The organism is Xanthomonas sp. NCPPB 1325 (assembly GCF_041477645.2).
Classification (GTDB): Bacteria; Pseudomonadota; Gammaproteobacteria; order Xanthomonadales; family Xanthomonadaceae; genus Xanthomonas; species Xanthomonas cannabis.
In genome coordinates this window covers 2,178,218-2,205,066 of the sequence record NZ_CM192985.1, presented here as the reverse complement: position 1 = coordinate 2,205,066, position 26,849 = coordinate 2,178,218, and the positions used below count along the sequence as shown (strand labels likewise).

At 62.3% G+C, this 26,849-nt stretch carries 40 protein-coding genes; 1 reads left to right on the top strand and 39 read right to left on the bottom strand.

What is annotated here, in order from left to right; translation table 11 throughout:
* Window positions 1–22 precede the first annotated feature (22 nt).
* Genes ACCQ10_RS09470 through ACCQ10_RS09455 form a run of 4 tightly spaced genes read right to left on the bottom strand, consistent with a single transcriptional unit; the run spans window position 23 to window position 3,105 of the window.
* Window positions 23–451 carry a hypothetical protein gene (locus tag ACCQ10_RS09470; protein ID WP_372362914.1) on the bottom strand — a complete coding sequence of 143 codons (429 nt, stop codon included), beginning with the start codon at window positions 449–451 and terminating at the stop codon, window positions 23–25.
* Between the two features lies 1 nt (window position 452).
* Window positions 453–1,217 carry a hypothetical protein gene (locus ACCQ10_RS09465; protein WP_372362913.1) on the bottom strand — a complete coding sequence of 255 codons (765 nt, stop codon included), beginning with the start codon at window positions 1,215–1,217 and terminating at the stop codon, window positions 453–455.
* Window positions 1,218–1,219: 2 nt separating this feature from the next.
* Window positions 1,220–2,326 (bottom strand): hypothetical protein, encoded by a 1,107-nt coding sequence (locus ACCQ10_RS09460; RefSeq protein ID WP_372362912.1) that lies wholly within the window; start codon window positions 2,324–2,326, stop codon window positions 1,220–1,222.
* Window positions 2,326–3,105, bottom strand: coding sequence for a gp53-like domain-containing protein (locus ACCQ10_RS09455; protein ID WP_372362911.1), 780 nt, complete (start codon window positions 3,103–3,105; stop codon window positions 2,326–2,328). Before ACCQ10_RS09455 ends, ACCQ10_RS09460 begins: the two co-directional genes overlap by 1 nt.
* Between ACCQ10_RS09455 and ACCQ10_RS09450 the strand changes: the two genes are divergently transcribed.
* A complete protein-coding gene (locus tag ACCQ10_RS09450; RefSeq protein WP_372362910.1) occupies window positions 3,104–3,412 on the top strand; it encodes a hypothetical protein in 309 nt (102 codons plus the stop codon). The genes ACCQ10_RS09455 and ACCQ10_RS09450 overlap by 2 nt on opposite strands.
* Here ACCQ10_RS09450 and ACCQ10_RS09445 read toward each other — a convergent pair.
* The 35 genes from ACCQ10_RS09445 to ACCQ10_RS09275 form a co-directional block, all read right to left on the bottom strand.
* Window positions 3,372–5,462 carry a hypothetical protein gene (locus ACCQ10_RS09445; protein ID WP_372362909.1) on the bottom strand — a complete coding sequence of 697 codons (2,091 nt, stop codon included), beginning with the start codon at window positions 5,460–5,462 and terminating at the stop codon, window positions 3,372–3,374. The genes ACCQ10_RS09450 and ACCQ10_RS09445 overlap by 41 nt on opposite strands.
* A 3-nt stretch (window positions 5,463–5,465) precedes the next feature.
* Window positions 5,466–6,899 (bottom strand): hypothetical protein, encoded by a 1,434-nt coding sequence (locus ACCQ10_RS09440; protein ID WP_372362908.1) that lies wholly within the window; start codon window positions 6,897–6,899, stop codon window positions 5,466–5,468.
* Window positions 6,899–7,540, bottom strand: coding sequence for a hypothetical protein (locus ACCQ10_RS09435; RefSeq protein WP_372362907.1), 642 nt, complete (start codon window positions 7,538–7,540; stop codon window positions 6,899–6,901). The genes ACCQ10_RS09440 and ACCQ10_RS09435 overlap by 1 nt, the downstream gene beginning before the upstream one ends.
* On the bottom strand, window positions 7,537–7,998 hold the full coding sequence (locus ACCQ10_RS09430) for a hypothetical protein (RefSeq protein WP_372362906.1): 462 nt from the start codon (window positions 7,996–7,998) through the stop codon (window positions 7,537–7,539). Before ACCQ10_RS09430 ends, ACCQ10_RS09435 begins: the two co-directional genes overlap by 4 nt.
* 2 nt (window positions 7,999–8,000) lie before the next feature.
* On the bottom strand, window positions 8,001–10,385 hold the full coding sequence (locus ACCQ10_RS09425; RefSeq protein ID WP_372362905.1) for a packaged DNA stabilization protein: 2,385 nt from the start codon (window positions 10,383–10,385) through the stop codon (window positions 8,001–8,003).
* Entirely contained in the window at window positions 10,385–10,789 is a 405-nt protein-coding gene (locus ACCQ10_RS09420) for a packaged DNA stabilization gp4 family protein (RefSeq protein WP_372362904.1), read from the bottom strand. The genes ACCQ10_RS09425 and ACCQ10_RS09420 overlap by 1 nt, the downstream gene beginning before the upstream one ends.
* Before the next feature lie 61 nt (window positions 10,790–10,850).
* Entirely contained in the window at window positions 10,851–11,162 is a 312-nt protein-coding gene (locus ACCQ10_RS09415; protein WP_372362903.1) for a hypothetical protein, read from the bottom strand.
* A gap of 9 nt (window positions 11,163–11,171) precedes the next feature.
* The gene (locus ACCQ10_RS09410) at window positions 11,172–11,384 is read right to left on the bottom strand and encodes a hypothetical protein (protein ID WP_372362902.1); all 213 of its coding nucleotides are present in this window, start codon (window positions 11,382–11,384) and stop codon (window positions 11,172–11,174) included.
* An 11-nt stretch (window positions 11,385–11,395) separates the two neighbouring features.
* Entirely contained in the window at window positions 11,396–12,604 is a 1,209-nt protein-coding gene (locus tag ACCQ10_RS09405) for a P22 phage major capsid protein family protein (protein ID WP_372362901.1), read from the bottom strand.
* A gap of 15 nt (window positions 12,605–12,619) precedes the next feature.
* Complete coding sequence (locus ACCQ10_RS09400; RefSeq protein WP_372362900.1) at window positions 12,620–13,525, bottom strand: hypothetical protein; 906 nt, start codon at window positions 13,523–13,525, stop codon at window positions 12,620–12,622.
* A 7-nt stretch (window positions 13,526–13,532) separates the two neighbouring features.
* Window positions 13,533–15,596, bottom strand: a complete 2,064-nt coding sequence (locus tag ACCQ10_RS09395) for a portal protein (protein WP_372362899.1) — start codon at window positions 15,594–15,596, stop codon at window positions 13,533–13,535.
* Window positions 15,596–16,921, bottom strand: a complete 1,326-nt coding sequence (locus tag ACCQ10_RS09390) for a PBSX family phage terminase large subunit (protein ID WP_372362898.1) — start codon at window positions 16,919–16,921, stop codon at window positions 15,596–15,598. The genes ACCQ10_RS09395 and ACCQ10_RS09390 overlap by 1 nt, the downstream gene beginning before the upstream one ends.
* On the bottom strand, window positions 16,893–17,282 hold the full coding sequence (locus ACCQ10_RS09385) for a terminase small subunit (RefSeq protein ID WP_372362897.1): 390 nt from the start codon (window positions 17,280–17,282) through the stop codon (window positions 16,893–16,895). Before ACCQ10_RS09385 ends, ACCQ10_RS09390 begins: the two co-directional genes overlap by 29 nt.
* Window positions 17,279–17,668, bottom strand: coding sequence for a hypothetical protein (locus tag ACCQ10_RS09380; protein WP_372362896.1), 390 nt, complete (start codon window positions 17,666–17,668; stop codon window positions 17,279–17,281). Before ACCQ10_RS09380 ends, ACCQ10_RS09385 begins: the two co-directional genes overlap by 4 nt.
* Window positions 17,661–18,125, bottom strand: coding sequence for a hypothetical protein (locus tag ACCQ10_RS09375; RefSeq protein WP_372362895.1), 465 nt, complete (start codon window positions 18,123–18,125; stop codon window positions 17,661–17,663). The genes ACCQ10_RS09380 and ACCQ10_RS09375 overlap by 8 nt, the downstream gene beginning before the upstream one ends.
* A gap of 3 nt (window positions 18,126–18,128) precedes the next feature.
* Entirely contained in the window at window positions 18,129–18,458 is a 330-nt protein-coding gene (locus ACCQ10_RS09370; RefSeq protein WP_372362894.1) for a Gp49 family protein, read from the bottom strand.
* A 14-nt stretch (window positions 18,459–18,472) separates the two neighbouring features.
* Window positions 18,473–18,688, bottom strand: a complete 216-nt coding sequence (locus ACCQ10_RS09365) for a hypothetical protein (protein ID WP_372362893.1) — start codon at window positions 18,686–18,688, stop codon at window positions 18,473–18,475.
* Entirely contained in the window at window positions 18,685–19,011 is a 327-nt protein-coding gene (locus ACCQ10_RS09360; RefSeq protein ID WP_372362892.1) for a hypothetical protein, read from the bottom strand. The genes ACCQ10_RS09365 and ACCQ10_RS09360 overlap by 4 nt, the downstream gene beginning before the upstream one ends.
* Window positions 19,011–19,493 carry a glycoside hydrolase family 108 protein gene (locus ACCQ10_RS09355; RefSeq protein ID WP_372362891.1) on the bottom strand — a complete coding sequence of 161 codons (483 nt, stop codon included), beginning with the start codon at window positions 19,491–19,493 and terminating at the stop codon, window positions 19,011–19,013. Before ACCQ10_RS09355 ends, ACCQ10_RS09360 begins: the two co-directional genes overlap by 1 nt.
* A gap of 401 nt (window positions 19,494–19,894) precedes the next feature.
* Window positions 19,895–20,344 (bottom strand): hypothetical protein, encoded by a 450-nt coding sequence (locus ACCQ10_RS09350; RefSeq protein ID WP_372362890.1) that lies wholly within the window; start codon window positions 20,342–20,344, stop codon window positions 19,895–19,897.
* Window positions 20,341–20,574, bottom strand: a complete 234-nt coding sequence (locus tag ACCQ10_RS09345; RefSeq protein WP_372362889.1) for a DUF3310 domain-containing protein — start codon at window positions 20,572–20,574, stop codon at window positions 20,341–20,343. The genes ACCQ10_RS09350 and ACCQ10_RS09345 overlap by 4 nt, the downstream gene beginning before the upstream one ends.
* Window positions 20,571–20,936, bottom strand: a complete 366-nt coding sequence (locus tag ACCQ10_RS09340) for a RusA family crossover junction endodeoxyribonuclease (RefSeq protein ID WP_372362888.1) — start codon at window positions 20,934–20,936, stop codon at window positions 20,571–20,573. Before ACCQ10_RS09340 ends, ACCQ10_RS09345 begins: the two co-directional genes overlap by 4 nt.
* Complete coding sequence (locus tag ACCQ10_RS09335) at window positions 20,933–21,172, bottom strand: hypothetical protein (protein ID WP_372362887.1); 240 nt, start codon at window positions 21,170–21,172, stop codon at window positions 20,933–20,935. Before ACCQ10_RS09335 ends, ACCQ10_RS09340 begins: the two co-directional genes overlap by 4 nt.
* Window positions 21,169–21,333, bottom strand: a complete 165-nt coding sequence (locus ACCQ10_RS09330) for a hypothetical protein (protein ID WP_372362886.1) — start codon at window positions 21,331–21,333, stop codon at window positions 21,169–21,171. Before ACCQ10_RS09330 ends, ACCQ10_RS09335 begins: the two co-directional genes overlap by 4 nt.
* A gap of 289 nt (window positions 21,334–21,622) precedes the next feature.
* Window positions 21,623–22,216 (bottom strand): hypothetical protein, encoded by a 594-nt coding sequence (locus ACCQ10_RS09325; RefSeq protein ID WP_372362885.1) that lies wholly within the window; start codon window positions 22,214–22,216, stop codon window positions 21,623–21,625.
* Window positions 22,213–22,410, bottom strand: a complete 198-nt coding sequence (locus ACCQ10_RS09320; RefSeq protein WP_372362884.1) for a hypothetical protein — start codon at window positions 22,408–22,410, stop codon at window positions 22,213–22,215. The genes ACCQ10_RS09325 and ACCQ10_RS09320 overlap by 4 nt, the downstream gene beginning before the upstream one ends.
* Window positions 22,407–22,676, bottom strand: coding sequence for a nuclease domain-containing protein (locus ACCQ10_RS09315; protein WP_372362883.1), 270 nt, complete (start codon window positions 22,674–22,676; stop codon window positions 22,407–22,409). Before ACCQ10_RS09315 ends, ACCQ10_RS09320 begins: the two co-directional genes overlap by 4 nt.
* 50 nt (window positions 22,677–22,726) lie before the next feature.
* On the bottom strand, window positions 22,727–23,143 hold the full coding sequence (locus ACCQ10_RS09310) for an HNH endonuclease (RefSeq protein ID WP_372362882.1): 417 nt from the start codon (window positions 23,141–23,143) through the stop codon (window positions 22,727–22,729).
* Window positions 23,144–23,524: 381 nt separating this feature from the next.
* Window positions 23,525–23,920, bottom strand: coding sequence for a recombination protein NinB (locus tag ACCQ10_RS09305; protein ID WP_372362881.1), 396 nt, complete (start codon window positions 23,918–23,920; stop codon window positions 23,525–23,527).
* A 44-nt stretch (window positions 23,921–23,964) separates the two neighbouring features.
* Window positions 23,965–24,129: a hypothetical protein gene (locus ACCQ10_RS09300; RefSeq protein ID WP_372362880.1), complete on the bottom strand. Its 165-nt coding sequence runs from the start codon at window positions 24,127–24,129 to the stop codon at window positions 23,965–23,967.
* Complete coding sequence (locus tag ACCQ10_RS09295; RefSeq protein WP_372362879.1) at window positions 24,126–25,136, bottom strand: hypothetical protein; 1,011 nt, start codon at window positions 25,134–25,136, stop codon at window positions 24,126–24,128. The genes ACCQ10_RS09300 and ACCQ10_RS09295 overlap by 4 nt, the downstream gene beginning before the upstream one ends.
* Window positions 25,137–25,138: 2 nt before the next feature.
* A complete protein-coding gene (locus ACCQ10_RS09290) occupies window positions 25,139–25,261 on the bottom strand; it encodes a helix-turn-helix domain-containing protein (protein WP_372362878.1) in 123 nt (40 codons plus the stop codon).
* Window positions 25,258–25,608, bottom strand: coding sequence for a hypothetical protein (locus ACCQ10_RS09285; protein WP_372362877.1), 351 nt, complete (start codon window positions 25,606–25,608; stop codon window positions 25,258–25,260). The genes ACCQ10_RS09290 and ACCQ10_RS09285 overlap by 4 nt, the downstream gene beginning before the upstream one ends.
* Window positions 25,571–26,548: an LvrA C-terminal domain-related protein gene (locus ACCQ10_RS09280; protein WP_372362876.1), complete on the bottom strand. Its 978-nt coding sequence runs from the start codon at window positions 26,546–26,548 to the stop codon at window positions 25,571–25,573. Before ACCQ10_RS09280 ends, ACCQ10_RS09285 begins: the two co-directional genes overlap by 38 nt.
* Window positions 26,548–26,835 carry a winged helix-turn-helix domain-containing protein gene (locus ACCQ10_RS09275; RefSeq protein ID WP_372362875.1) on the bottom strand — a complete coding sequence of 96 codons (288 nt, stop codon included), beginning with the start codon at window positions 26,833–26,835 and terminating at the stop codon, window positions 26,548–26,550. The genes ACCQ10_RS09280 and ACCQ10_RS09275 overlap by 1 nt, the downstream gene beginning before the upstream one ends.
* Window positions 26,836–26,849: the final 14 nt, after the last annotated feature.

Sequence of the window (26,849 nt, the reverse complement as noted above, 5' to 3'; positions counted from 1 at the left end):
GGATTCTCTGGAAACGCCATGCTCAGGCGCTCGGGTTAGCTGGCGGCAACTGCGCCAACGCAATAGGGTCAGCTGCCCACCCGTAATCAGCCGGCTTCGGCAACAGAGCGATCACTTGCACCAGCGTTGTGACACCGGCTGGCGGCGCAGCCAGTAGCGCGTAGGCAGCCGCCCAAACAGCATCCCGCCAAGCCACCATGGCCATTGCCTCACGCTTGTGCTTCGCCATGCTGCTCGAAACGTAGGACGCACACGAGACTGCATTGTCATAGCCATTGCCGCGCGCAACATCATCGATCCACCTGCCAATCCCCATCCGGATCTCTTCGTTGCGCTCCGAGCTCGTTGGAATCAACAATTCGGAAGGGATGGTGTCATGCAAAACTTCACCCGAAAGAAGCTGCGCCCCAGGATTGACGCTTCTGTAACTACGCCCTTTCACTGCGTACATGTCACCTCTCCAAGATGTAGCCAAGAACATCGAGCGTCGCAACACCGCCACTGTCCGCCTGATAATCGATCTGCTGCACGGTGTCCGTGGGGAGCGGACCAACCACCGTTGTGCCTGCAAGTAGGCCGTACATACGCCCCGTGTTGGTGGCACTCCAACCCGCACCAGTAGGGCGATACCTGACGGCTGCAGTCCCCGTGTTATTCATGGACGCGATTGCTACGAAAGAAGTTGGCGGGAGCAATGCCGCCAGGGAGACCGTCGTTGCACTCGCATTCGTTCCGCCAGAAAGTGGGCGAACCACTTCCTCCATATAGAGGACTTGCCCGTTCCGTGCATCGAAGCGGTAAATAGCCCCGCTTGAATTGGTCCGGACACTTCCGAGGTAGCGGCGCGTTGCATCACCACTTTTTGTGCGAGCCCTACCGCTGTAGGGTGCTGCAGGCGCCGCGGAAACCACCTCAACATCAGGCGAGCCCCCGTTGAGATAGGCGTACACATGCCCCCAGGCGCTGTTGCCAAGTGCCAGACCCGTCTTCGTGATCGACGCTGCCAAAGTTAGTGTCGCCACCCCGGGCACATTGCATACCCCAGCCGTTACGCGAATGCTCGATGCGCTAACCCATTCAAGGTTCAGGCCATCAATGTAGCCAGGCGGCATTGCCAGCCACTGATTAGCAAGCTGATTGCCCGGTGCAACCTCCTTCAGCCCTACCGGCGAACCGCCCGTGGTCTTGTCGTAGGCAAGGGGGATTTCTTCTGCCATGTTTACGCCTGTGTGGGTATGTTGCTGACGGTGCCGTTCGACAGCCGGGCCGGGATTGATCCGTCAGAATTGAGGGGGATGGGCGATGCCGTGCCGTTGCTCAGCCGCGCCGGCACGTACCGCGACAGGGACGCCGCGTTGTCGTAGAGCCATGCGCCGTCCTGCTGGGTGTAAAGCACGCCATTGTTGGTATTGCGCCACCGGTCGCCGTTGATGAGCGCGCGGCCGTAGTCGGCAGCTGTCGGCGCGGTCGCCTTGGACACAAAATCGGGCACCGCGACGGCGCCGGTGCGGGCATTGACGCTGAGCACCGAGCCGCCGCTGGGTGAAAGCAGCTCGGTCCAGTCGGCCATCGTGCCGGCGGTGCCGCTGTTCTTGATGTAGCTCTTGGACAGGTCTGTGCGGACCGCGACATCGCCTTCCTGCGCGGTCAGTGCCAGCTGCGCGGCCTGGCTTCCCACCACAAACGTCTCAGTGATCGCGATCGCCGGGAGCTGCGCGCTGGGAATCTTCGAATCGGAACCCAGCGTGGCAATGCCATTCGGCTGCCCCTTCTGCAGAGTGATGCGCGCATCGGCCCTGGCGTCGGTGAAATAGCGGTTCGTGCCCTCGGGAAGATCCGACGTCGTCGCTGCCTGCGTGCCAGACAGCCTGCCCTTCGCGTCGCGGGTGATCTTGCGCAGCGCGGCACCGGTGCCGCTGTCTGGCAGGTCGGCTAGGCCGAAGGTGGATACGCCGGTGCTGGCCACCGCCTTGGTCAGGTCAGTGGTGACGGCCAGGGCATCGGCGATCGAATACCAGCCCTTCGCCCCGTCCGGGCCGGTGCCGTAGTACCAGCTGGCGCCGGGCGCGTCGTTGTCTCCGACAAGGTAGATCTGCATGATCTCCATGCCGACCACCTCGATAGAGCCGACACCTTGGATGGCGCCCCGGCCGCCGCCCTGCTGCTGGAGCGCATCCACGGCGGCGACCAGCTGCTCAAACCGCTGCAGCTGATCCGGCGTCATGCCGGCGCTGTTGGCCAGATCAAGCAGGTAGGTGTACCACTCGCGCGTAGGCAAGCCGGCGCGGTCGGCGATCGCCGCTTGCGGGCGAGGAATGGCGACCATCAGGCAGTCGTCGGCCCGAACGCCACCCAGTCGAACGGCTCGGCGGCGATGAAGTTGGCGTTTGTCTGACCAAAGTCATCAGTGTCGAACTGCGCTGAGAAACCACTGGCCGACTTGGCCGTCACCGCCGGAACGCCGATCTGTCCGCCAGCCGCATGCGTCACGTTGCGGGGCATGATGGACACCATATAGGGATCACCGCTGAAGGCGTTGGCGAAGGTGACGCTTGCGGCCGTCTGGCGGGAGCCGGATGCCGGCGCAGATGCGCTGCCCCACTGGATAAGCAGCGTGCCGATCTTCACCCGGTTGCTGAAGTTCTGCACCGGCAGCACTGGCGCTGCAGGCTTCTCTTCCCAGATGAGGTTGGAACCATCGGTGCCCAGCACCTTGCCAGACGAGCCAGTGGGGTCAGGCACTTGCAGCACCTCGCCCCACAGAAGGTTGCTACCGTCGTTGGTCAGGAACTGGCCGTTCTGCAGAGTCGGGATCGTCGCGCCGCCAGCGGCACCATCGTCCAGGTCTCGCGTCCAGACCGACGTGCCATCTGCCGCGCGCAGCACGACGGTATACGCACCATCCAGCCAGATGTTCGTGTTGGCCCGCCCCGACGAATCCAGCGGCACCGGGTTCTGGTTGGCGACGGTCAGATCAGAGTCCGACCAGGTGCCCTTGGGCGTGGTCGTGCCCTTGTCGTAGAACTGCAGGCTGCCGCCAGCCAGCGGCTCAAGGCCGAGCAGATCGGCGAACACCGGCGCGGGGTTGTAAAAGCGTTGAGACATGGCAGCTCCGGGCAAACAAAACCCCGCATGTGCGGGGCTTATTGGGTGGTACGATCCGCCGATCAATCAGACCGGTGCGGCATCAATGGGCAATTTCTGGGTGTACTTCTTGGTGGCCGTGATCAGCGCGTTGGCGCTGCCGGCAATCTATTTCTGCATCTTCATGCTGTGGAACAAGCTGCCGGATGGCCGACTGAAGAAGATCCTGTTCCGGTCCTACTTCGGGCAGGACAACGGCCCGTGGGCGACCGCCGAGTGGCAGCGCCCTACTGTGCGTCGTAAAGCTGCAGAGCGCCTGCAGCGCTGAGTTGCCCGGCGCGCGGGGCGATTTGCGGAGGCGCGCTGGCGTTGGGCTTTGTCCCGCCGCCGCCAGCACTGCCTGCGGTGCCAGGGAAAAAGCGCGCCATATCTGCCAAGGCCTGTTGCACCGATGTCCGCTGCGCCGGGCTGAGCGCAGCCAGCACACGTCGCGCCTCTTGCGGGTTGGCTAGCAAGTAACCCAGCCGGTCCTGCACACGCTGCGCGCCCAGTTCCTGTGCCCGCTTAACGAATCCGCCAATCCAGGGCGCCTCTGCCAGGTAGGAGGACAAGCCGGTCTGAATCTGCCGGTCAAGCATCCCAGACTCGGCGGTCTGCGAGCCGCCGGGGCTGCCAGCTGTGGCTGTGAACGCGCGTCGCTCCAAATCGCGCTGGATGTTAGCAATCGTCTGCAGATCCTCGGGCTCCAGGATGTCGGCGGCACGCGCCTTATTGAAGCCAGTAGCCTGTTCCGCAATGCTGTCCAGATCACGCGCCGCGCGGGAGAACGCTGCCGGCGTGAAAACCTGCTCTCCGGTCACGGGATCGAGGATTGCGCTGCCAGTGCGTGGCTCAAGTAGCGACTGCCCCAGCTCCATGCGGTTGATCGGCGCGGACATGGCGCGATAGCTGCCCAGATACGCGTTGTACTCCGGGCCCATCACAGCATCGAGCGCCTGGCGCGCCTGGATCAGTTCCCGCGAGCCTGCCAAGGCTGCCGCGTTGTCGCCGCCGTATTTGCCGCCAAGCATGTCGCCGATGGTCTTGCGTGCGTTGTCCAGCACCGCAATGCGGTCTTCGGGCACGAAGGCGCCCGGCGTAGCTTCGCGCTCAAGCAAAGAGCGCACCTGCTGCAGGCCAGCCTGCACGGCCGGCCGTCCCTGCTGTTGAGCGATCAGGTCATCAATCGCCATGAGCGCAGGAGCCGAATCGACGGGACCAGATTGCATAGCGGCATTGCGCATGCTGCTGGTCACAGAGTCGCGCGAAGCCTGGGCTGCATGCATTGCCGCATCGTCGCCTGCGAACTGTCGCACCGCCTGTGCGCGAGCGGCGTTGTTCTGGCGGTCCACGTCATCGAAGAGTGCGCGTGCGCCGCCGCGGCGCGCGTTGCGCTCCAGGCCGGCCAGACCAGGGTCCAGGGTTTCCTCAGCCAGCGTGCGCCGGACGCCAGGCACAGCGGAAGGCTGAGGTGTCGCCAGATCGGCTGGCCGCGCAGCTTCGCGCTGGATGATTTGCCCGGCAGCACGATCTGCGCCGTTAAGCGTGGCCGGGCGCAGCAGCCGAGCCAGTGCATTCACGCCGGAGCCGATGACCTTGCCTGCGACGGCGCCGCCCGCGCCTGCCGTGCCGCCTACGGCGATGTTAGCCAGGCGATTCTCACCGGTGGCCACGGGCTGCAAGGCGCCCAGGCCCGCACCCTGCAGTGCGTTGCCAGCTACGGTGCGGGGCAGTGCGGCGCCGGCCAAGGAGGTGCCGCGCAGCGCGATTCCGCCGGCCGCTAGCTGGCCAAGATAGCCCAGCGCGTTGCCGGCGATGCCCGCCTTGGTGTCCATCAGCGGCGCGTCGAGGCGCTTGGACTCGTCGATGGTTGCCTGCTGCCCGGTCAGGCTCGCCAGAAGGTTGCGGCCGGCGCCGGTGTCCACCAGTTCAGCCAGCTGATTCAAACCAGCCTTGCGCGCAAGCGTGGAGCCTGCTGCAGCTTGGCCCAGCAGCCCCTGCGTGGCGAACTGCTTGGCACCGCGGTACGTGTCAACCACCGACTTGCCCGCGCCTGCGCCGATCTTCTGCAGCGTGCTCATACCCTCGGTGGGGTCTGGCGCTTTCTCCGGCTCAAGCTGCCCACCCGTGATGGCAATCTCCATCGACCCGCCGCCCGGCCAGTTCACGGCCGGACTGGTGTCGACGTCGAACTGCTGCCGCACAGTGTCCCGCTCCTGCTCGGGGACCTGTGGCGCGATGACCTCATTCCAGTACTGGCTTCGGGCGGCCTCCTGCTGCTCCGGCGCCAATGCCTGATAGGCCGGGCTGGCCGCAACCTCTACCCACTTCTTCGCCATGATTTACTTCCAGAGGTCGCTGTAGGAGCCGCCAGAGTTTGCAGGCGCGCGGTTGCCGGCAGGGGATGGCTGCTGGTTGGCATACTTCTGATTCAGGGCGCGGATCGTGCGCAGCGCGGCCAGGCGCGTTTCAGTCGGGATGCTTGGGTTCGCCAAGTCGCCGGCCATCTGCTGGTACAGCTGCACATCACGGTCAGACTGCGGACCCTGCATGCGCGGCATCTTCGACGTGAGCTGGCCGGCGATCGTTTGCAGCTGCGCCGTTGCCTGAGCGCCCGGCGTCGAAGTGCCAACCAGGCCGGCAGCGGCATCAACCAGCTGGCCTCCGCGGCTACCGGTAGCGCCGGGCAGGATCTGCTCGGCTCGCGCAAGCAGCGACAGGGTGTCGCGCGCATCACGTGTGCGCTCCTCTCGCTGCCCCTGCTGCTCTGCCTGGCGCTTGGCCCCGGCCTCCACCGCGGTGGTCGCACCGGCGCGCTGTACGGCGTCTTGGGTGCGCATGCCCAGCTCTTGCGGTAGGTACTGGAGCTGGACGGCTTGCTTGGCCGCCTCGGTTGCAGCCGCCTGCTGCTCTTGAGGACGACCCGCAAAGGGATTTGCGGCTACGTTCTGAGCGCCCTGCGATGCAGCCATGCTGATGACGGAATTGATTGCTTCCTCGGGGACGTTAGCTGCTTTCATCGCAGATACAGTGCTTGCCAACCGCTGCTGCATTTCGGGAGACAGCCCTGCAATATCTACGCTTACTGCAGACTGCCCCTGCCCCGCCATCGCAGGATTTGCAAACGTGCCGTAACTCGTCCCCGAGCCCACAATCTGTGCGCCGATGCCTCGTGGATCGGTTGCTACCAGAACGTCCTGTCCGTTGATGTTGACCTTCTGATAGCCGATTGCAGCGGAAGACTGGCGCGCCTCCTGCCCCAGCGCGATCTTGGCTGCGTTCTGGTACTCCGGCGTGCCGGGTTGCAGGCCGGCCGCAGCCGCCTTCATCTGGAACTCGCGGAAGCCGGTGGGCGCGCCGTTCTTCACCTCGGGATCGAGGTAGCTGGTCCGCGCAAGGAAGCCCTGCAGTCCGGCCGCCTCCTGCGTCGGGTCCATGTCCAGCGGATAGGAGCTATCCGGCTTCAGCGTGTCCATGAAGGGTTTGATCGTCTGGCGCGCAGCCATGATCTGCTGCTGGTTGCCTGACTGCAGTGCCGATTGCAGGTACTTGGCGGCGCCGCGCGCCTTCATGGCGATCTGGTCGCCGCTCTGCTGGTACTGCTGCGCGGCCCGCGGGTTGATCGCAGCTGCTTGCGCGTATGCCTGCGGGTCGCCGGTCACGACCTGTGGTGCAAGGCGCGCAAGCTGGTTGGTCTGGCGCTGTTCGCGCTGGCGACTGGTGATCTCGTCGCCGGCTTGGAAGCCGCCAAGGAAGTCAGAAAGGGCATTCGCCATTACAGGCCTCCGTTGGTCAAAAGCCTGTTGTTATTGGCCATTGTGATCGAGTTGATCTGATTGGCAGCGTTGCTGTATCCGCTCTGCCGGCCGCCGCCGTAGTTGATGTTGGAGGCCAGATTGGAGCCGACACCAGTCAAAAACCCAGTGAGTGCGTTGCTGTTGGCAGCGCTTTGGTAGGCATTGTTGGCGGTCGCATTGGCGTACGTGTTGCCGACGCCGGCCAGCGCGCTTGCGGCGCTCTGACCCATGCCTGCAAGGCTCGCCAGCTTGTTGTAGTAGTTGTTGTACTCCTGGGATGCCAAGCCTTGCCCGTACTTCAAGACGTCAGCCTGCTGTCCACCGGAATATAGGGAGCCGCGTGCCGCTGCACTGCGGTCCAGGCCCTGCAGACCCTGCTGCAATGTGAATTGGTAGTCCGGCGACTCCTGAAAGCTGGAGTAGTTGCCCGAGTTCAGCTGCGCCAGCTGGTTGAGCGCGCCTGTACCTGCGTTGAGATACGGCTGCATGTTCTGCGTGTTGGCGTAGTAGTTGGCGTCCGCAGCACTCTGCGCCTGCCCGTTCGCCTTCTTGTTGTTCTTGTTGGCGATGACGCCACCGACAACACTGACCGCTGCACCTGCTACTGCGCCCCAGCTCATGGCGCTTCTCCTTCGATGAGTGCCGGTGCTTCCGGCAGGATGAATTTGGATTCGATCGACGCGATGTCGCGAAGTTTCGTGGGATGGACGTTGAGCCACACCACGTCGGTGTGTGCGAAGCCAGCCTTTTTGCAGCCAGGCTCGGAAGTGAAGATCGCGGGCGCCTTGAGCCGCTGCATGCCGTGCGGCGTGGTCACGGTGATTTCGCCCTGCACCAGCACGTTGAGCGTCGAGAAGCGGTGCACCTTGCCGGTGAGGACGGTGCCCGCAGGGATGCGCATCGCACGGCCGTAAACGCCGTCTGCGAAGTGGTGCTCCACCGGGCAATCTTGCTCGGGGAGCTGGCGGATCGCGTCCTCAAGCTCGTGCAGTTCATCCATGGTTGGCTGCCGGCCACCCAGGCACGCGACCGCCTGCCCAGGCTCCGTGAGAGCGGGCAGCATTTCGTCAAGTTCCATGATTAGCCCCCCGTGGGCTCGATGTAGGCGACTGCGCCGTAGAGGTCGCGCTTGACCGGGCTGGACACGCGTATCTTGAAGACCCACTGTCGGCCACGGCCCAAGCGGTTCATGCGGATGCGGCGCTGGTATTCGCCCAGCTCACCCAGCGAGTACTCGCGCCAGTTCGACCAGTTGTAGCCGCCGTCTTTGGAGTAGCAGACGCTTACATGCCTATTACTGGCTTCATAATCTAAATTTCCAGAACTTTCATCATTAACTAATCTGGGACTTCTGTATGCCCAACCATCTAATGACGCATAGCCATAAGCAAGCGCGACTCCTGAAACAGCTATGACCCCAGCGCTCACGCAATTTACAGGCGCAAGATTTGAATCGAAAACTACAATTTCCTTAAATCCAGACTTACCATCATCAGATGAGAACATCTTTGGCGGGTTATTCGTTCCCTTTTGCAAGTGCACCCAAATTCCGTTTATATATTTTGAAGGCCCGCCATTAAAATCAATTGAGTTGTCTATAGGAATTGATGAGCAAGTCCAGCCTTGCCCATTGTTCATTGATTCATAAACAAATAGTTTTATTCCATTTGACTTATATGCTTTTATTGAATTGCCATCTGTGGCTGATCCAGTAAATGGAGAATTTGGCAGAGGATCTTCATATATTGAACATGGCACCCATGACTCACCGCCGTCTAACGTTCTACTGATAGAACCATCCCCATAGAATGCAACAACTAGGCCCCCGTTACCTGCGCTAGACTGAATAGTCTCTCCAATCTCTATTGGAGATATTAGGCCCGTGAATGAGTTGTTCCAATTTACTGCGTCCAAAGACCATTCACACGAACCTCTTTCTCCTAGCCTTAAAAATCTCTGGCCATTGAAAATGGTAACTCTATAAGCATCAGTATTTGTGGTGCTATAGCTTGAAAAGCTAAATGCTCCATCCGAACTAACCGATACATTGTTAAAATCTCGGCTAAATACAAATTTCCCTTTCCCGTAAGCGGCAGATCTTGAGCGCCAGGGCATATTGACAGTACGCCAATTTACCCCTTTATCGTCGCTCACAATAACGATCTCTTGCGACTGAACTCCTAAAACTAATACACCATCCCCCACTGCTGCGGTATCGAAGGGAAGGCTCGGAATTTGAGATACAAGCTCCCATTCTTTGCCTGCAAGCGGCGAGCGAGGCGAAGTTGTAAACTCCCCCCCCATACTAATCAGTAACTCGGCGTAATTTACGTTGAGCGCCATCTGATTGTTGTGACCCACAGGGCCGATTCGCTCAGACACCAGCGGCTGATCGCCCTCCAGCATGTAGTCCCAGTCCAGTACCCAGAGCCGGCCGTCCTGGAAGTCGCTGCCGATCCACATGCCATTCCAGCGCACCATGTGGTTCAAGCGCCAGCGATCTAGGCCGAAGGAGGCGCGCCGGTGCCAGACGCCGGTCACAACGTCGTAGCCCCACGTTTTGCCGTCGGGGAAGGTGAGGTAGTAGACCTTGTGCTTTCCATCCTCCCAGGTGAAAGCGAACGCCTGCTTCCAATTGTTGTCGCGAATCGCGGCCTGCACTGGGCCTGTGGATATCGGCACGGCCTGGTAGCCGTTGAGGCGATACACCACGCCGTCATTGCCGAGCCAAAAGACGCTGTTGTCCAGCTTCTGCACCGTGTCGCCACTCGCGCAGCCGCGGTCAATCAGGACCCGTTTGTTCTGGAATGTGCCGGTATTGCCGCCAGCGTTGTAGAAGAATTCGGTGGTGGTCTCGTTGAACACGACCACTTCAAATTGGCTGACGATCAACGTCACGATCTTGTCGGGCGACGCCTCGGACTGGTACTGATCGAGAGTGCTGTAGCTGAGCGCATCGGCCAGGTCGCTGTTGAACCAATAACGGCCGAACGGCTCAACCTGCAGCAGATAGCTATCGGAGTAGTCCACCGCGCGCGCGCCTGGGTAGCCGTCGTCCGTGATGCGCAGATACGTGTTCTTGGCCGTGTTCCAGACGTAGCCAGTGCTCTGTCCGTTGACGATCAGCAGCTCATTGCCGCCGGTGATTTGGTTGTGCGCCATTTGCACCCGGCCAACGCCTGGGATCTGGCCGCGCACCGTGCTGGTGGCCTTGGTGCTGATCTGGTGCAGGTCGTTGCCGCACACCGCAAACAGCGTGCCCTCAACGTTGCGCAGGCCACGGATCGGCCGATCGCCAAGTCGCATGTACTCGCGCAGCCCCGGTGGCGATGCCAGCTTGTACTCGGTGCGAGTGCCGCGAACCTCAGCGACCTCAGGCAGCCAGTTCACCGTGTCCTGCACCGACCACGGCTTGCTGTCGTCGGCGTAAAACCCGCCGAGCAGGTCGATTGGGCGAAGGTCCATCAGCCGTCGTACTCGTCGGTGTAGATGTTGTAGCGGCCGCAGCCCGGCAGGCGCTGGCGCAGTACAAGCGGATTGGCCACCAACATGTCGCGGCGCAGCTCGGCCAGTCCGTCATTGGCCGTCTGAACTACATCAGGCTCAAGGTTTGCGCCGTACTCAGGGCGGAGCATCATTGCGAGGTTGTAGGCAATAGCCTGCTCAGCCTCTGGCGGTGCTGGCAATGTCTCTGCGGGATTCTCGACGGACTGCCACCCCAGTGCCAGCCCGTTTGCTTCCCAGCGCCGCATCATGCCGTTTAGGGCGATGCGCGCCGTCTCAAAATCTTCGGCCTCGGGGGCCTCGTTCGAATCCACGACGCGGAGCAATCGAAGCGATCGCGCAACGATTTGGGCAACTGTGGTCATGTGGATCCTCAAAAAGAAGGGGCGCCACTTGGGCGCCCCTGTTCACTGACGAACTGCTGGATTACTTCTTCGCCGGCGCCGCTTCGGCTTTCTTCGCCGCTGCTTCGGCCTTTGCCTTCTCGGCATCGGCCTCCTTCTGCTTTTGCTCGGCGCGCTTGGCATCGGCTTCGGCGGTCTGCTTAGCGATATCGGCGGCGATGCCCTGGCCCGGCAAGTCATCCTCGCGGTTCCATTCCTCGCCGTTGGCCTTCATGCCCTCCGGCTCTTTCCAGCCATTGGCCTTGCGGTCTTCGACATCATCGGCATGCACCAGTTCGATGCGATCTTCATCGGGGTGCTTCAGATACAGCGCGTGCTTTTTTTCGGTAGCCATGGCCCCTCCTTACGGGATCTGACGGGCCAGGCCCAACGCGACCAGCACGGCACCTGCGGTGCCGGCGGCCGAATTGGCGGCGGTGATGGTGGGCTGGGCAATCGGTGTGGTGCCGAAGAATCCGACCTTCTCGGTCGAGTCCTTGCCGAGCACGGAGCCATCGTTGGTGCCCGGAGCTGCGGCCCACAGGCTGTTCTGGGTTTCAACTGCGAGTTGTGCCATTTCGGTTCTCCTTAGATACCAGTGGTGGTTGCAGGGATACGAACGGCCAGCTCGGGACGCAGAATCCCGCCGCCCCAGACCAAATCAAAGCGCGACATCCACATGTCATTGATCATGTCGTAGCCCTGGATGAATCGCAGCGTGATGCCCTGGTGCGTGGCAGATGCAGCGTCAACGCCATGGTTTGCCGGCGGGTTCGGAAGATCGGCGGTGACGAAGTAGAAAGCATCCTTGGTGAATGCCAGATTCTGCGCATAGCTTGTGCCAGCCACGCCGCCGATGGTGATTGCTGCGTTGTCAGCCGGTGCGTTGGAGACGTTCTGCTCGGAACCAGCCGGGATGATTTCCGGCGTGATCTGCAAGGCGGTCGCACCACTTGCGGCGGCGAGGGTGACGGTGAACTTCTTCAGCTGACCAGACAGCACCTTCTTGGTCTGCGGATGCACATCAAACACACCGGCGATGGTGAAGGTGTCACCAGGGTTGATGGTGCCGGTGCCGGTATCCACGACCAGCGTGGTTCCTGACTGGCCTGCGCCATTGACCAGGTAACCCGCGCCAGTACCGCGCGTGGTGGTGGCCGTGAGGTTGGACGAGTACCAGTCGAAACCGAGCGTATTGCTCGCCATTTCGCCCTCACGATACTGCCGGCTAACCTTCTCCTGCGCGTTGTACAGCCCCTTCAGACTATCGACGATATCGATTTGGGAGAAGGTGTTGATCAGCAGGTTGCGCCCCGTAGATGGTGCGAGCTGGCTGTCCAAGTAAGCCTTGGCCGCAAGCGCGGTGCGCGCGTCATCGAACGCGCCGTAGTCGCCGACAGAGCCCGGCACCAGCGGGGTCACTTTGTTGATGAAGTCGGCTTCGACGTTCGCCAGCAGGTCGCCGATCTTCGGGTCGATGAACTGCTCTTGGAAGTCATCGATCTGCAACGCCATTTCAGCCGACGTGGCGCCGGTGTCCATGCCGTAGTACTGGTCAACCTTGACCGGGATGGTCTTGTCGATCTGCGGCTGGATGTCCATGATGCGGCCCTTACGGACCACGCCGCGCTGCGGGACACGCACCGAAACAATGTCGCCCTCTTTCGCGCCACCCTTGTAGCCAAACTGGGTGTCGTACTGTCGGTTGACCATGCCCAGCACCTTGAGCTTTTCGCTCAAAACTGCCAGGCCACGCTTGACGATGATGGAACTGGTGAGTAGCTGGTTGCCAGCCATTTGGTGAATCTCCGGTTATCGGTTTCGTTTGGCCCGAACCGCTTCGAGGTGATCGGCGACATCCATCGACGCAAGGTCTTTGCGCACGACAGAGCCACCGCTAACCGTCGGAGGCGGTGCAGGTGCTTTCGTGACGGTCTTGGGCGGAGGCGGGATATGTGCGGGCTTGGGCGCGCTCATCGACGCTTCGATGCGACCAAGCGCTGCGGCTTGGGCATAGGGCGTCATACGCGAGATTTCGTCGGCGCGGTCCAGGTTTTCGGCGAGGTAGACCGCGATGCGCGGGCCAACCTCACTGGAGGCGATCACCTCCAGCATCGGCTCAGTGAAATTGATCGGCGCCTTGGTGGCCGCCTCCCACTTGCCAGGGTTTTCGGCTTCAAACGAAGCCAGGCGCCCCTGGAATTCACGTTGCCGTTCCTGCTCCTGGTGCTGCTTCTGCTGGACCTGCTGCTGCGAATCACGCTCACTCAGCCGCTGGTTGACCCGCCAATCGGTGAGGGCCTCCAGATATGCGTCCTGGTCGTAATTGAATTGGTCCAACGTCGGCCTGCTGTCCGACTGCGCAGAGTCTTTGCCGGCGGCTTGCGGCTGGCGCTGTTGCTCTAGCTCCTGCGCGCGTCGCTCGGCGGCTTCTGCCCTGCGAATTGCCTCGTACTTCTCTCGCGTCAGCTCGTTGATGCGCTTACCAACGCCCTTGTTCTGGCGTTGTGCGGGAGCATCATTCCCGTCCGAAGCTGCCGAATCTCCGGAATCGTCCGCTTCGTCGATCTGCTGATCGTCCTCAACGGTTGCGGCGGGGTTGCCCTGCTCATCAGCAGGTTGTGCGGTTTCCACTACTGGTGCAGCCGACGCATCGGCCTGCGGTGTGGGGTTGGAGGCTTCCACGGCCGCGATGGCCGCCTGCAGTCGTTCGTTCATAGCGATCTCAGATCGGATAGCCCGGCTGGCCGGCCGGTGCGGTGGGGTCTAGCCCCGGATCGACGCCGATAAAAAAACCGCCTTGCGGCGGCTGTTCTGGTGCGGCTTGTTCTTGCGGTGGTGGCGGCATGGGCGGTTGCATGCCCATTAGCATTTTTCCTGCCTGCAACTGCTGCTGAAGCTGCATGTTCTCCAGCTGCTGCCCTTGCGCCTGCGCGCCGTAGAGCTGCGCCTGCGCGTCGTTCTTCTTGGCGTCTGTCATGTCTTTCGGGTTCGGTTGCTGCGGCTCCGGCGGCTGGTCTCCCTCACCCGGCTGCAACAAGCCTTGCTTCACCAGCAGTGACCGGTAGGCGTCGCGGACCTCGTCCATGCCCGGCGTGTCCATCGCCTTGAGCACGCCATAGCGCGCCAGCATGCCGTCTGGTCCGTTGGACTGGGCCAGCTGCATCATCGCGTCTAGCGTCTCCATGCGCTGCGTGGTGTAGCTCGGGCCGGTGGTGATGGACACGTCATACTTGCCCTGGCGCAGGTCGTTGACCGTCAGATAGCTCTGCGTTTCCTCATCCCACACGGGCTTGTTGACCGCCAAGAACTCTTCCGACCCGTCCTCGCCCAGGATGCGGATTTGCCGCTCACTGTCGTAGATGTGCGGGATCAGGTCATTAACGATGATGCCGGTGTACAGGATTGCCCGGCTGATGTTGTCCTGGTAGTCGAAGTTGGCTACATCTCCTTCGCGCTGCCGGGCAAGGATTGCCTTACCGCTTGTTTCATTGCTGCGCTTGCCCAGACCGGCATTCTGGATGCCACTGGTGTCCTGCAAATCTTGGCCAGATAGCTGTAGGGCAGCCATATATCCTGGTGACAGCTGCGGCGGCGGCTCGCGCATCGGTCGCCCGCCAGCCACCAGCGGATCAGGGTTGTACGGCAAGCCAGGCGCGTTATCGACGGCCAGATCGCGCCACTCACGCTCGAAGCCCTCGATATTCTTGGGCGTGTACATGAAGGGGGACTTCGGCTGATTGGCGATCACCTCGGCGAAGTTGGAGCGCTCGAAGTTGTAGAGCACTTGCGCATCGCGCGACATGCGAGCCATGCCATACCACTCGTCCTTGCCGTCAACGTGGACGATATCGCCCCACACCGGCACGAGCGGGATATAACGGCCGGGCCAGTCGAACGGCCCTTCAAGCGTCTCTTCTCCGCTCACGATCTCCATCGTGATCTTGTGCGATTCGATCGAACGCCGATCCTCGACGGTGATGGGCTCGCTTTGGGCCTGGCCCATCTGGCCCATCGGCGGATTGGCTGCCGCCTCTTCGTCGAAGTCGGCGGCATCAACCACACGCCCATCCGACAGCCGCAGAATCTCCTTGGTCACCGGCACGCGCTGCCAGTACTCGGCAATGCGCACCTCCTTGTCGCGATACCAGTCCCGCCGGTCGCCGCTCAGGCTGGAATCGAATGCGACGATCTCAGCGCTCGGCCAGCGCCGGCCGAACTCCGCACGTGACACCGAGTCTTCGACGAAAGCGAACTGCGCGTCAGAGCGATCCAGTTCAGTTGCCGATGGGTCAAACCGCACCGAAAACGGGTTGTGGATCCGCTTGATCCTGATGTCTTGGTCAAAGCTGTCGTCGTTGGAGTACTCGGTGGTGACGCGCCACACGCCGAAGCCGCAACTGACCGCATACATGCCGCCCCAGTCGTAGGCCTCATCGGCGCGCGACTGTGACTCGATATTGCGGATCAGCCCCTGCCGAATCTCGGCCAGCTTCACATCGCCATCTTCGCTCGCACGAATCTTGATCGACGGCGTGTTCATGCGCATGTCGTTGATGACCTGCTTCACCGACTGCCGCAGCTTGTTGAACTCGTACTTGGGGCGCGACCCGCGCAGTCGGCCGAAGTTGTTGTCCCACTGGCTACCGGCGACCCAAATGAAGCGGAAGTCGTCAATCGCCTGGTTTCGCAGCGTGGACTCGGCCGACTCGCAATCGGCGAACCGCTGGCGCATCACACGGTACTTGTCTTCCGCAGTCTTCGGCGGTTTCAAGTCGTCATCGCGCATTAGGCCCATCCACTGTTGAATTTGATCGCCTTGGCAGGTGCCTTGACGCCGTTCGTTTCGAAATCGACTGCCATCAAGCCGAACGCATCCGCGCCATGACTTGACCAATCGTGATTGGGGCCAAGGCCGATGCTTCGCTTCTCGTCCTGCTTCTCGTGATACCAGCCCAGCGCGTCGCGCCCTGCCTCTGTTGCGTCCCGAACGTCGCCGATCGAACCACTGTTGAACCAGATGGCAGGGAACAGCCGACGCACCGACTCGATGCGCGTCATCGCCGCACCGGCGCCCATGTTTGGGATCACCCGCACATCGAACCCTGCGGCCCTCAGTGCGCTCTCATAGCTCACCGCATACACCTTGTCGTGCGAGGCGCCGTCGTGCGGCAGAGCACACTGGCAGCCCTCATATCCCGATCGACGCAGCCACTCAACGTGCGTCGCAAGAGGCTGACCAACTGTCTCGTAGTAGTTCAGAACTCGCACTTCGCGACCGACGAACTGCACGATCCAAATAGCGCAGGCGTCGGCCTTGGCGCCGGTGCCGCCAATGTCCCAGTAAGCCCGGGTGGTCATCAGCGGGTCAGCGGCAAGCCGCCCTATCCGGCCCTGATCCTTCGCGTCAGCCAGCGACTTCGCGAAGTAGGCGCCCGACACCGCAGTGATGTACCCGCCACCCCAGATGTGGTCGTATTGGTCCGCCTGCATGCGCAGGCAGTCTTGCCGTTCCTGCTCCAGCTCAGCAGTGAACCAGGGGTTGTCTTGCCAGTTGGCCCGCACCACCGTGGCGCCGGTCGGAATCTCTGTGCCGCGCAGCATCAGATCCACCGGATCAGACTTCCGGCGCGGGTTCCAGCTGAACCACAGCTCGGACCCTGGCGCGCGGATCGTTGGCCGCAAGAGGCTGAGCGAATGCGATGTCGCAGCCTGCGCCTCTTCCCACCATGCCCGCTTGAAACCTTCCAGCGATTTGATCGACTCGGCGGTGTGGTCCTGCATGCCCTGGAAGGCAATCACACCGTCTCCCGGGGTCTTGATCACCTCGTTGTAGACCTTGAAGCCATCCTTCTCGCCAAGGCCCAGTTCCCGCAGCTTCGACTCGATCAGGCGCTTGCTGGACTGCTTGAGCGATTTCTGCACCTGGCGGATGCACACAGACAGCAGACCAGCCCCACCAGATTCGCCTGGCTCTCGGACCGCATCCTCAATCAACAGCTCTGCGAAGAAGTGCGACTTGCCTGAACCTCGTCCACCGTGAGCGCCCTTATATCGGGCAGGCTCAAGCAGAGGAACGAAGACCTCAGCTGTCGGAAGATCCAGGACGAACAATGCGCCGCTCCACTCGTGTCACGGTCTGAACTGGGCCGCCACCTGCACCAGTGAGCTCGACGCCCTTGCGCTCCTGGTAGTCCTCAGGGAAGCGAGCGGCCATCGAGCGCGACCACAGCTGGGCGTTGAACTTGTCGGCGGTCAGTCCGCATTGAGCCTGCGTCTCCCACCAGTCCTGGCTCAGCTGCTTTGCTCGCGTAAAGGCGTCCGAAAACTCCGGGTGATCCTTGCACCACTCGTACAGCGTGCTGCGGACAACGTCGATTGCGCAGGCCATTTGCACAACAGACTTGCCCTGCCTGCCCAGCTCGATGACTAGGTCGCAGTACTCCGGCTTGTAATCGCTCGGCCGCCCAGTCATGCCGCCACCGCCGTGAGCCTGCTAGGCCCATTCACCCAGCCAGGGCTGTTGAAGTACGGCGCCGGCTGGACGCGGATCACGTGCCAGGCGCTGTAGACCTCGCCATTGTCCAGCGTGGCATCCACACGGATGCGGCACTCTCCGGAATATTGAGCAGCGATCTGCACCTGGACCTGCCGGCCGTTGATCGCAGGCAGCGACATCACGCACTGACTGGTGTCGTCTGTCTGCCAGGTCGCAGAAACGATGCCCCTCCCCTTGGGGATGGCCCCATTGAAGTCGGTCACGAGCGCGCGCTTCTCGTTGGCGTACAAGTTGGCCCGGTGCACTCGGTCGCGCTGGTGCGCGGACACGTAGTTGTGCGTAACGCGGCCGATGTCACTCACGGTCTGCACTCACCACGGCTTGGCAGGCGCGGAGCTGGTCGTCGGCGTCACGCCCGATTCGAACAATTCGGCCCGCAAACTCTTCTCGGCGCTGGGTTCCCGCATCACGTTCGCGGGTGCCGGCGGCAGTTTCGGCAAGGCGCTGGGTTTCACAGCTGGCCCAGCCGTCCCGCAGCTTGAGAGCACCACTGCGCAGGTCAGCCACAACAGCATTAGGGACGGCCTGGGCCGCCTGCCGGTCGTTTTCATGCTTGTCTCCAATGTTCGCCAGCACCTCGGCCTGTTTGTGTTCGATGGCACGCGCGCCCTGCTCGCCGGCAAGCGCGCCGAGGGCATCGCCCGCCTTCTGCTCGCTGGTGGCACCTTCGGCGCGGTCGCCGCGCCAGGCCCAGCCGGCACCGAACATGGCGGCCGACCACACAAGCGCGGCGATGATGGCGATCGCTATGCGGGTCATCGCTCAACCAGCCAGCTTGTCGCGCAGCCGGAAGCCCAGCAGCGGCCAGATTTTCGCGACCGCATTCTGGCGCGCGATCTTGCGGCCGATGTCGGCGTCGAAGTTCTCCCGGCTGGCGCAGGCCGACTCACCGGTGACGGTGAAGCCGTTGCGCAGCACGATCACGCAGATCGTCAAAAGCTTCACCGATTCGACGATCGGAGCTTGGTTGAGCACATCCCCAACCACAAACGTGTACTCCGCGCTGATCTCTGCTTCGATGTCCTCCGGCGTCACGCGCGACGCTGTCAGGCCCTTGGCCTGGATTTCCTGCTCAATGGCCTGGTCGGTCATGCCGTGCTCCTGTGTCAGCCGCCGGCCTGGCGACGGGAAATGTTGAAGAAGTAGCCCACCACCCCGCCGAGCGCGGTGTTCAGGCCGCCCAGGAGAAGTGCAAACGCATCGCGGTTGGTCTGCGGGATCGAAACGCCCACCAGCGCAGCCATGGCCATGCCGTAGAGGAACAGGATCAAGATGGCGATGCCGATGCGGCCGGCGCCAGCGTTGCGGCTGGCGAACGTCATGCCGCTTCCCTGCCCGGTTGCGCCAGTTGGTGAACCTGCTTCATCGCCCATTCGTAAAGCGGCCTGTCACGGATCAGGATGCGTTCGTGCTCTTTGCCACGGAGCGCCACCACATGGATCTCGGTGGACTCCTGCAGCGCCAGCACGATGAAGGCCACACGCTTCTTGAGCGGGTCCGCCTCCTGTATCAGGTCCAGTGCATCCTGCACCATGCTTTTCACAAGAGTCAGCGCACTCGATGGCGTCATGCCTGGTGTACTCATGGTGCTCAGCGCCATCTGCAGCTTGGCCACGGCGCTGTCGCGGGATTTCTTGCCGGGCATCAGTTGTCCAGCGCAGCTAGACGCAGGTTCCCGGCGACACGCCGTGTCCAGCCCTTGCCGAAGGCATCAAAGGTGCTCAGCTTGGCGTAGAACTCGAGGCGCTCGGCATTAAACAGCAGCACCAAGTCTGCAGCCGGCGCAGCGACCGCCGCCGCCAGGGTGCGCGGCCCGATCACTCCGTCATCTGCCACGCCCACGGCCCGCTGCAGCCAACGGATGGCTGTACCAACGCCGTGGTTGACCGCAGCATCCATTACCTGAAATGCAACCGCGGCCGGCAGCTTGTCACCCTGAACGTGCGCCCAATAGTCCCGGCGGTAGATCTCAATGGCTTGATCGCGGGTCAGTGCTCGGATATTGAGCGCCGGATAAGCCCGCTTGCTGATCCCCCACTGTGTTTCGCCGCCGGGGTCGCGCGGATCGTTGACGTAGCCGCCCTCGTGACTCAGCACGCGGCCAATCAGGCTATCGAATTGGCTCAAGGGAAACTCCGAAAATAGGCGCCCGCGCCGCGATCCGGCTGGATTCGAAGGGTGGTCCGGCTAGGGAGCGGGCAAAGAAAAAGCCCCGCCGGATGGCAGGGCCTGGGTTGCGGTGGCCGGAGCTGATCCCGGCATCCATGTGGCGTGCATTGGTAGCTGCGGACCTCTACCCACGGTGACGCGGGGCAGGATTCGAACCTGCGCATACCGGGCCGCCACTCCCGGTCATCTAACCACTGATCGGTCCATCTCTGCTGCACGTCAGCCCGTGCATTCACCGCGACCCTAGTTTGGGGCGACCGGGCTCTCCCAGTCCATACCCCACAAAAGCAAAACCCCCGGCTTTCGCCAGGGGCTTCTGTGTCACAGTGCCTGAATTAACTCATCTCAGGTGTCACCTGTCAAGCGGCGCGTTGCGCCTGGCCGATTGCCATGCCGGACAGCATGCCGTAGACGCGGTCCTCCCCCCTCTTGGCGATCTCCAGGTAGGCGCGAACCGGCATCATTGGCGCCCCGGCGTTCGCCAGCAGAAGCAGGGCCGTCTCATACCGCTCGACCTTGCGCCGGCCCATACCACAGAAGTATGCGCGCAGCACGCAGGCCATCGACCCGTTGGAGCGAGCGATCTCAGCCACAAGATCTTCAATGCGTTGGGCACGGGAATCGGTCTCAAGCGGCTTGTATCCGACGTTGGGCGGCGGCATCTCGCCGCGGTGCTCGATCAGCACCTGCAGCATATTCTTGCTCTGGTGGCCCAAGTAGTCGAAGTCCCGGTGCAGGGCGAACTCCCTCCCCCAGTGCTCCAGCTCTGCGCGCACGTAGGCGCCAAAGGTGTCGATTTGCCCGCTCATAGCTGCTTGCCCCCTGTGAGTTCTGCCAATCCCTGCAGGGTGTGCAGGGCCTTGTGGATGTCGATGTCGCCGCCCTTGTCCCGCTCACGGGCGAGGTAGGCGATTGCGGTGCCTTTCATGTAGCCGCGGAACTCCTCCTCGGTGAGCCAGTGCCTTAGCACTTCCCAAGGCTGGTAGTCGCCTAGCTTGCTGTAGTGGTCGCCGCCAACCTGGTGCTCAAGGGCGCTCATGGAGTCGGCCCTCCAGTCAGTCGGATCACTACCTGCCCACCCTTGCGCGGCTGCTCGCGCACATAGGGGTGCGACACAAACCGCTTGTCATCGATCCCCAGCGCATCAGCCAGTCCGTCGCGGTACGGCTTGAACCGAGCCACCATGTTGTCGTCGTCGGGCAGGCGGCGCGTCGGCGGATAGAAATCGACCCAGAGGTGTAGGCGCCCCTCTGGCAGAACGACCGATTGCCAGCCGGCAGCGATTGCCATCAACTTGCCTTCGGCCCGAGCCACCCCGGCTGCTTTTGCCTTGCGGGTCCAATGCACGCGCGCGTTCGGGGACAGTTCTTTGCTGGGCCACGGCAGAGTCAGTTCAATCATGCCGCAATTTCCCGCATGCGTGCGCGCAGGTCGTCTTCGATGTCCACGACAGGCGCCTGACGGGTGTAGCTGCCAACCAGATCGGCGCCAGCGCGGCACATGGCGCGCTCGTCCGTCACCGGATAGAGGTTGGTCGTGCCGTTGCGTTTCACGAACACGGCATGCGGGCCCTTGGCGATCACGCGCAGCTTGATCCGCTCAGCGATGTCTTCGATGTCTTCGCGCAGTAGATTCATGCCGCTCTCCTCCACTCGTTGAACCCGGCCTGCCACTGCTTGCGCAGCTCGGCGGCGTCTTCGGTGATCCCGTACATGGGGCAGGCACTGATCGGCCGGCCGGCCTCTCGTGCGTAGCGGCCTGACTCGCGAGCCTGGGCTAACTCCTGATCGCGGGTCATTGGCGGCGCTCCCAGCGATATTTAGGCCGCCAAGTGCCATTTAGTAGGTGCTGCCAAGTCATTCTGTCTGCGGCCTGACGAATCAATCTCCACCGATACGTCGGCGTTGTCTCTCGGTCCTGTCCAATGATCTGCCGAAGACGGCGCTTGGCAATCGACGCCGAAGGCGCGTAGCGAGTTTTCGCGTCAATCCAAGCTTGCTGAACTAGCAAGTGCGCATGTAAAACACCCATCGTTGAAACGGCAGTGGCTACCGCCATTGCGGCTGCTTGATCTTTCCTGATAGTGCTCATGCCTGCGGCTCCGGCTTGGCGACGAGCATGGCTGCGTCGATCAAGCGACGCACGCCGTTCAACTCGTCCTCTGCGCTTGGCTCGTCTCGTCCGGCCTCTTTTGCGCAGTCCATGGCGTATTCGTAACGGTCCTTTGCCACGCCGACGAAGCCGTCAGCTTCGAAACAGAACATCAGACGCTCGGCATCGCGCAGCACATCCACCGGAACCTGCGGCGCTGCATAGAGCGAGCGCAACTCGGCATTCCACCCGTGTGGATCAAGGCGCAGATCTCCGCGGGTGGTGTCGCCGGCTATTTTCTTCGGCCCATGGCCGCCCATGACGGCCCTCCGTGCCTCGTACTCATCCCGCGAGATATCCTCCCAGTCAGACGATGCGAACCCGTCACGCACTACGTCCACGCGGTACTGGTAAGCGGCCGGCTCCACTCCCTGTGGCGCGGCCGACAGCGCCATACGCAGAAGTTCATGAGTCATTTGCGGCATCATCACTTTTCCGCAAAGGCAGTCATCAATGATCCTCTGCGTAGCGCCCTGCTTCCGGTGGCAATCTGCCCACAGTTCGTGCGCCCGCTTCTCGATGTCGTTCATGCCTTTTGCTCCAATGCGGCCAGCAGCGCGTCTGTGTCTTCAAGCGCATCGAGCGCTACGTTCTTGCTTGATGCTTCCGGGTTAGCGCCACGCATTGCAGCCATCATCTGGATGGCAAACTCCTCGCGGATCGTCAGCGTGGCCGTGTCCATGTTGCCGCGCGGGATCTTCTTTGCCGATTGGTTGATGCTCATGCTGCTCCCTTGATGTTTAGGAATCCGTGTTGATGCCACCAGCGCAGCGTGCGCGCCATGCCGCGTAGGGCGTAGAACAGCCAGTCTTCGCTGCCCCGCTTGAGGCCATGCGTGGTGCCGTTTGAGTCGAATGCGCGATGGCATGCACCGCAGCCGAACGTGGCGCACATGTCGTCAGGCTTCTGCGCGCCGCCCACTTCGCCAGCGATGCGGATGTGGCAGAGCATGCAGCCCTGCCCGTCACACACTCCGGCGATGTTGAGCATGCAGTGCGCGTCGTGGTGGCCCGCGCTCTTACGTAGTGCGTTGGAGATGATCACGCCGCCACCGCCTTGACCTTGTGCAGTTTTTTGTGGCCCCAGCTGCGCCCCTTGGCAATCTGCTTGACGTATCCGGCGGTGATGCCGAACTTGGCGGCTATGCGATCCGCGTCCAGGCCGTTGTCGTAGTCCTTGCGAAGCTGGGCGACATCCTCAGCTAGCAGTACCGTGCCATTACCCGCCCTGTTGGCGTCGGCCATGAAGCCGCAGCGCAAGTGGTGCGGGTTGCAACAGGTGCGATCGCCGCAGGTCGAATACACAACGAATCCAGGCTTGATCGGCCCGAACAACTGCATCCACATCCACCGCTGGGCGGGGATCGACTTGCCGTTGAACTGTTTGACTGCCCGTCCATCGCTATCTATGTGAGCCACCCAGCTCCAGCACTTCTCGGGCGACTTCCCAAGTTTCACAAGCGGCTTCAATGTTGACCCAGATGCACGCCCCATTACGCTGCGCTCCTGATCTGGTTGCACTGGGCTTCGTAGTACTCGGCCTGTGATTCGTAGTAGCGCAAGCGTCGCGCGTCGCCCGGAAACTGCTGCCGGCATGCTTCGGCAGCTGCGCGCCACTGCGCGGCCTTCGTTGCTGGTGAGTCGCGGAACACGTCAGTCTGATTGGTGTTTGAGCGCATCAGGCCTTCCTCGGCGCACAGTACGAATATTGCTTGGGTCGCATTGCCTCTCGATAAAGCTGCCACATGTCTTCGTAAGCAGCCTCCATAGATTCGCCACAGCCCGTTACTCCCATGCGGCGGCACCACCACTTACCATTACAGAAACGCATGCGCGCTTTCATGCTGCTTTCCTCTGCTCGGTGAAATGCGGATCGCTCCACCGCACGCCATGCTCGGCGCCAAACGCACCCATCAGCTCCTGCAGGTCGCACATCTCGGCCACGGTCATGCGGCTGGTGCGCGTGCCGAGCATCACGAAGCCGCCATCGATGCCCTGGGCGACGCGCTGACTCTTCGTCAGCCCTGCGGTAAAGATGTCCTTCCACTCCTCGGGCGAAAGGCGCTGCAGCTTGCCGTCAACCGGCCACTGCACCTGCAGCGACACGTCGGTGAGCATCGCCCAGAGGCGTGCGTTCTGCTCGATCGACCGCTTCGGCAGCAGCTCCTTCACTTCCAGTCGCACGTTTTTGCCGGCGGCGATCAGCGTCTTGGCAAACTGCCAGGCGTCGGTCATGCGGCCGTGCGCGGTGCCGTCTGTTCGCAATATGAAGTGCGACATTACTGCACCTTCGGCTTGGGCTGCTGGTCGGCCTCTACGTAGTGCGGCATGTTGTCGTAGCCGCACTCGGTGCATTCCCAGCCGGTGTCCAAAGTAGGATAGCCGCACCGCAGGCAGCGCTGGTCGTCATCATCTACGCCGCCGATATGAAGTTTGTCGTTCACCCTTTCGCGCCTTCATCCGTGGGGCTGGGTTTGTGCTGGTATCCAACACTCCCTCTGTCCCGCATGTCGTGCCTGGTCGGTGCCCTGTCTTCTTCAGCGATGAACCGGAACGATGCAGGCTCCTTCGCCGCCGCCGGCTGGGGGTGGGTGGCGAGCAAAGTGTTAGCTCGGGAAATTTCCTCGGTCATTCGATCCTCCCACCCAGGAGTCATGTCGTTCTCGCACTCATCCACCAATCGGCGAAGCGCTGTTTCTGCTGCGGCTGCTCGCTCCAGAGCAGCAAGTAGTCGGTCACGCCCATCCACCGGCACAGCAGCAACCTGTTCGGCGCGGCGCTTCCCCTCCTCGATCCAGCCAAGTACCTCGTCACGCTGGACATAGCTCATCATCTGCCCGCTCATTGGCTCGTGGCGCACCGGCATACCCCCGATCACCCCGCGCAGCCAATCCCAGCCCACCGGCACAGCAGCAGGCGCGGGCGGGGGCGGAAATGCATACTCAAATCTGGCGCCTGCAACACCCTTAACCTTGGGCCAGTGCCCTTTTCCGCTGTCCCACTTCGAAGGGCGCGAACCATCCGGATAGATCACTCGATGCGCAACCGGCTCCACCCCCACCGGCTGGCGGGCGGCGAGGGCGCGATCACGACGCTTCTCAAACTCATAGATTGCAGAGCGGAGGCCAGTGCTAGTCTCGTCCACGGAATCCTGCGCGGCGTGCATGTCCCAGTCCCCCACGTCATCCTCTTCGTCGCGGCGCATCAAAAGGACGTCAAGCTCGCCGCGTGCGTCGAGCAGGCGTTTGGCTGCGGTCGCAAGATAGCCAGCGTGCTCGATGGCGTAATCGGCCGGGGTACGATCCCGAAGCGCATCCCCACCGCTCCCCGCATCGGGCCGGGCACTCAACCCATCAAGCACCGCGCGTAGATCGTCTCGGTACTCTTCATCCATGCCTGCGATGCAAGCGCGCTCTAGCCGCTTCACTGCTTCTTTCAGTTCGATATTCATGGTCAGTCGATCCAAGTGCGGATGAAATGGGAGACATTGCTGCGCAGCCAGCCCACAGCTGCGGCAATCTCGTCAACGCTGCAGCGCTCGGCGTGCAACAGGCGGATGGTGTCGGCCTTGGTCACGCCGCACGCTCCTGCGCGACTTCCAGCGCGCACGTTCCGCAGATGCCCGGACCGCCGCAGCGAGCCTTCAACCCGTCCTTGCGCGGCCGAACGTGGCCATGCCCGGTTTCTGCCTTCTGCCGCTTCGGCGTGCCCAGTACCTTCGCGAGCTCTGCGCACGCCTTGTCCACCGCCGCCTGACTGGCCTTGATCGGCTGCTTGGTGATCGCCAGCTGCTTGCGCGGCGGCATGGCGTCGATCAGATCCTGCGGCACCGGCCAAGATTTGCGTTCCAAGCACAGGGTCGCGAATGCGGCTTGGAAGCGCGGGCTATCCAGCGCTTGATCCCACACGCGGCCGGTGGTCAAGCACTCGAACCACACCGTCGCCGTCAGCGTGATGATGTCCGCTGCGGGAGTGCGGTCCAGGCTCAAGCACTGCAGCCTCTGCAGCCCTCGGCCAATTTCCTTCTTCAACCAATCCAGTTCCACCATTTGCCCAGTCCTCCAGTGCCATCAAGCCCTTCGCGGTCTTTCCCATTTGCTGCGGTGCCGCCTGCGGCCCAGCTCTTGCCGCCTGCTGCGGGATGTCCTCCCAGCGGGCTTGGTTGATGTAGGTCGATCCCATCGGGATGTAGCCGCGCTGCCAGCCGTCATCAGCGGCCTGCATCAGCTGCACGTGGGTGATCAGCTCGTCGCAGATCGGATCGAGCTTCTTGCGCTTCCACGCCTTCTCGGCCTCCTGCCGGGATTTCTTGTTCGGGTACACCGCCCAGAACTCAGCGAAGCGGCAGCGTGCGGCCATCGGCTGCACATGCTGTTGCTTCTGCTTTTCTTCTAGTGATGGTGTTGGTGTTGGTGTTGGTGGGGTCGGACTGTCGGTTTTCGTCGGGCCGCTGTCGGACTGTGTCGGACTGTTGTCGGACTGACCGCCGCGCTTGTGTCCACTGGGTCGGTTTTCCCGGTCCCAATCGCGTTTGTAGGCGCGGCGCTCGTCCTCGTTACGGATCGCCCCGTACTTGGCGTGATTGATCAGCCGCCAGCCGCCGTCCATCTCTTCGATGCGGCGCCCGTCGTTCTCCTTGGTGCGGCTGTACGGGTCCGGCGCCATGAACGACTGCAGCGCCTGCTCGACCTCCGGCAGCGTCACATTGGCGCGGCGTGCCAGGCCCGGGATTGCGCCGTAAACGTGCCCCGACGCATCAGCCATCGCCAGCATCGTCACCCACACGATGCGCGTGGCATAGGACTCGCCCCACACGGTGGATTCGGTGATCGAAGAGAACAGCTTGGTGTAGGTGTCAGACATCAGCGCACCGGAAACCAGGTCGCGGCCTTGTAGCCGGTGGACGCGCACACGCGCACATCGCCGCGAAGCACACGCGCTTGGCGCTCCACTTCCGGCAGCCGGCGCGCGAGCATGTAGCGGCACAGGCCGGCCGCCTTCGCCAGCTCCGCACTCGTCATGCCCGGGTGATCCGCCACCGCGCCCGCAGTGACGTTCTGCTGCTGCCGGGTCTTGCCCGACTTGTCGTTGCGCTCAGCGGCTTCCCAGCTGGTCAGCGGGTCACTTGCGCGGGCGGGTAGATGGGTCATTCACTGCTCCCAGG